Source organism: Streptomyces carpinensis (assembly GCF_002154505.1).
Classification (GTDB): domain Bacteria; phylum Actinomycetota; class Actinomycetes; order Streptomycetales; family Streptomycetaceae; genus Streptomyces; species Streptomyces carpinensis.
The window spans coordinates 1-4,389 of the sequence record NZ_MUBM01000256.1; the positions used below are offsets into that span (position 1 = coordinate 1).

Sequence of the window (4,389 nt, forward strand, 5' to 3'; positions counted from 1 at the left end):
GGTGAACCAGGTCCGTGCCGCCGTCCGTTTCTCCGATGCCGTACGGACGGTCGAGGAGTCCGGTGTCCGTACGTTCCTGGAGCTGGGCCCCGATTCCGTCCTGACCGCGTTGGCGCAGCAGACGCTGGAAGCGGACGACACGGTGCTGGCACCGGCCCTGCGCAAGGATCGCCCCGAGGCCGAGACCCTGCTCACCGCCCTCGCTCAGCTCCACGTCTCCGGCCTGGACGTCGACTGGAGCGCCTACTTCGCGGACACCGGCGCCCGCCGCGTCGACCTGCCCACCTACCCCTTCCAACGCCGGCGGTACTGGCTCGACGTGCCCACCGTGGTCGGGGACGCCGCCGGTCTGGGGCAGGTGGCCGCCAGTCATCCGCTGCTCAGCGCGGTCGTAGTCTCCGCGGAGACCGGGGCCCCGGTGCTCACCGGGCGTCTCGCCGTGGACACGCACCCTTGGCTGGCCGACCACGCGGTGCTCGGGTCGGTCCTGCTGCCGGGCACGGCGTACGTCGAGATGGCACTGCGGGCCGGGCAGGAGACGGGATGCACGCTGCTGGAGGAGCTGACTCAGGAGGCGCCGCTGCTGCTGCCGGAGCGCGGCGGGATCGCCGTACAGGTGGTGGTCGGTGAGGCGGACGAGTCCGGGCGGCGCACGGTCGCCGTGTACTCGCGGGCCGACAAGCCGGGCGACGGGGAGGTGTGGACGCGCAACGCCAGCGGTGTGCTCGCTCCCGAGCCGGCGCCCGCCGAGCTGGACCTGGAGGCATGGCCGCCGCCCGGCGCCCAGCGGGTGGACGTGAGCGGCATGTACGAGGACCTGGCCGGACTCGGCTACGGATACGGTCCGGTGTTCCAGGGGCTGAAGGCGGCCTGGCGGCGCGGCGAGGAACTCTTCGCGGAGATCTCGCTGCCCGAGCGGGCGCAGGCCGACGCCGCCGCGTTCGGGCTGCACCCCGCGCTGCTGGACGCCGCCCTGCACGGGGAGCGGTTCTTCGACGAGGGGCAGGAGGACGCCGACCGGACCGCGCTGCCCTTCGCCTGGAACGGGGTCACGCTGCACAGCACCGGCGCCGCCATGCTGAGGGTGCGGCTGACCAAGCCGGGCCCCGACGCGGTGGCCCTGCGCATCACCGACGTCACCGGCGCGCCGGTGGCCACGGTGGAAAGCCTGGTCGTACGAGAGGTGTCAGAGCAGCAGCTGTCCGCAGGGGCGGCCGGTGGCCGTGCCGCCTCGCTCTTCCGGGTCGACTGGCGGGCCCTGCCCGCTTCTGCCGTGCCCGCCTCGGAAACGCCGGAAGGGTACGTGGTCGTCGGGGCCGGTCTGCCGGGTCACCGTGCGGTTGCGGACCTCGCCGAACTCGCCGCCTTTGGGCCGGTGCCGCCGACGGTCCTGCTGAGTGCGTCGGGCCTGGTCGGTCCGGCCGCCGAGTACGACGGCGTGCCCGCGCGGGCGCGAGCGGCCACCGGGCGGCTGCTCACCACCCTCGCCGACTGGCTGAACGACCGGCGGTACTCCGATTCCCGGCTGGTGCTGGTGACCACGGGCGCCGTCATGACCGGCGAGGAGTCCGACGCCGCCGTCGACTGCGTGCAGGCCCCGCTCTGGGGTGTCCTGCGGGCGGCGCAGGCGGAGAACCCGGGCCGCTTCACCGTCGTCGACCTCGACGGCGCGGAGGAGTCCGTACGGTCCCTGCCTGCGGCGCTCGCCACCGGCGAGACCGAGCTCGCGGTGCGACGCGGCTCGGTGCTGGTGCCCCGCTACGCCGAGACTCGGCCCGTGAACGGCGGACAACCGTCCCCGTGGGACGCCACGGGGACCGTCCTGGTCACCGGGGGCACAGGTCTGCTGGGCGGCCTGCTCGCCCGTCATCTGGTCGCCGAGCACGGCGTGCGGCACCTGGTGCTGACCAGCCGGCGCGGCCCGGACGCCCCGGGCGCCCGGGAGCTGTGCGACGAACTGGCAGGGCTGGGCGCCGAGGTCCGGGTCGCCGCGGTGGACGTGGCCGACCGGGCCGCCCTCGAGAGGCTGCTGGCGGAGATCCCCGAGGGGCATCCGCTGACCGGAGTGGTGCACGCCGCGGGCGTCATGGACAACGCCCTGGTCGGTGCGGTCTCCGACGAGCAGGTGGACCGGGTCCTCAGGCCCAAGGCGGACGCGGCCTGGCATCTGCACGAGCTGACGAGGGACATGAACCTGCGTGCGTTCGTCCTGTACTCCTCGGCGGGCGGCCAGGTACTGCCCGCCGGACAGGCGACCTACGCGGCGGCGAACGTGTTCCTCGACGCCCTGGCCGCCCTGCGGAGCTCCACCGGGCTGCCGGCCACCGCGCTGGCCTGGGGGCTGTGGGCGGGCACCGCCGGTGAGGGCATGGAGCTGAACGAGAACGACCTCCAGCGGATGAGGCGCTCCGGCGTCACCGAGCTGGCCTTCGCGGACGGCCTGGCCCTCTTCGACGAGGCGCTGCGGCTGCCCGAACCGCTGCTCGTGCCGATCCGGCTCGACCGGGCCGCGCTGCGGGGCAGGACGGACGAGGTGCCCGCCCTGCTGAGGGACCTGACCGGCGGCGGCCCCCGGGACACCGGCCGGGGTGTCGGGGGCGACCCCCTGCCGTCCGCGTCCGGTGCGTCCGCCGGCTCCGGCGGAGGTGCGGAGACCGGTGGGGACCTGGTACGGCGCAAGTTCGCCGGGCTGGCCGACGCGGAGCGTGACCGCTACCTGCTGGAGCTGGTCCGAGGCCACGCCGCGGCGGTGCTCGGGCACAGGGACACGGTGGGCGTCACCGCCGACCGGGGGTTCACCGAGCTCGGCCTCGACTCGCTCGGCGCGATCGAACTGCGCAACCGGCTGCAGAAGGCGACCGGCCTCCGGCTGCCCGCCACCTTGATGTTCGACTACCCGAACTCCGCCGCGCTGGCCGCGCACCTGCTGGAAGAGCTGGCGGACGAACTGACGGAGGCCCAGGAAGCCGCCTCAGCGACGGGCGCGGACGACGACACGATCCGCAGGACGCTGCGGTCCATCCCGCCCTCGCGGCTGCGGGAGGCCGGCCTGCTCGAAGCACTGCTGAAGCTCGCGGCCCAGGACGGCACCCAAGAGGAAACAGCCCGGACCGCACCGGCCGACCCCGCACCGACTCCGATGGCATCGGCCCCGACCGCATCGATCCAGACCATGGACGTCGACGACCTGGTACGAGCTGCCCTGTCGTCCGGCGACCCGAACTGACCGAATTCGAGGATGACGTGAGCACATCGGTGGAACAGGTCGTCGAAGCGCTGCGCAAGTCGCTCATGGACAACGAGCGGCTGCGCCAGGAGAACTCCCGGCTCGCGGCGGTGAGCGGCGAACCGATCGCCATCGTCGGCATGGCCTGCCGCTTCCCCGGCGGCGCCGACACCCCCGAGGCGCTGTGGCGGCTGGTCGCCGACGGCCGCGACGCGACCTCGGGGTTCCCCGCCGACCGCGGCTGGGACCCCGGCGTCTACGACCCCACGCCGGGCGTCCCCGGCAAGACGTACACCCGCGAGGGCAGCTTCCTGCACGACGCGGCGGACTTCGATGCGGCGTTCTTCGGGATCAGCCCCCGCGAGGCGCTGATCATGGACCCGCAGCAGCGGCTGCTGCTGGAGGTGTCCTGGGAGGCGATCGAGCGGGCCGGCATCGACCCGACCTCCCTCAAGGGCAGCTCCACCGGCGTGTTCGCCGGGGTGATGTACCACGACTACGCCGACGGCAGCGCGGGCAGCTTCGTCTCCGGCCGGGTCTCCTACACCCTGGGTCTGGAGGGCCCCGCGGTGACGGTGGACACCGCGTGCTCGTCGTCGCTGGTCGCCATGCACCTCGGGGCCGACGCCCTGCGGCGCGGCGACTGCACGCTCGCCCTCGCCGGCGGCGTCACCGTGATGTCCACGGCGGACATGCTCGTCTACTTCAGCGAGCAGCGCGGCCTCGCCCCCGACGGCCGCTGCAAGGCGTTCGCCGACGCCGCCGACGGCACCGGCTGGGGCGAGGGCGCCGGCGTCCTGCTGCTGGAGCGGCTGTCCGACGCCCAGCGCAACGGCCACCCGATCCTGGGCGTTCTGCGCGGTTCCGCCGTCAACCAGGACGGCGCGTCCAGCGGCATGACCGCGCCCAACGGGCCATCCCAGCAGCGGGTGATCCGGGCGGCGCTCGCGGACGCGGGACTGTCGGCGGCCGATGTGGACGCGGTGGAGGCGCACGGCACGGGGACGCGGCTGGGCGACCCGATCGAGGCGCAGGCGCTGCTGGCGACCTACGGGCGGGGCCGGGCGGACGAGCGGCCGGTGTGGCTGGGCTCCATCAAGTCCAACTTCGGGCATACGCAGGCCGCCGCGGGTGTCGCGGGCGTCATCAAGATGGTGATGGCG

The 4,389-nt window shown here is 74.1% G+C and carries 2 protein-coding genes; both read left to right on the top strand.

Annotated elements, in window-relative coordinates:
- Nucleotides 1–3,226, top strand: a 3,226-nt coding sequence (locus tag BZY54_RS31275; protein WP_143668157.1) for a type I polyketide synthase, incomplete at its 5' end; no start/stop codon positions are given.
- A 17-nt stretch (nt 3,227–3,243) separates the two neighbouring features.
- The coding region (locus BZY54_RS31280; protein WP_167414105.1) for a beta-ketoacyl synthase N-terminal-like domain-containing protein at nt 3,244–4,389 on the top strand (1,146 nt) is incomplete at its 3' end.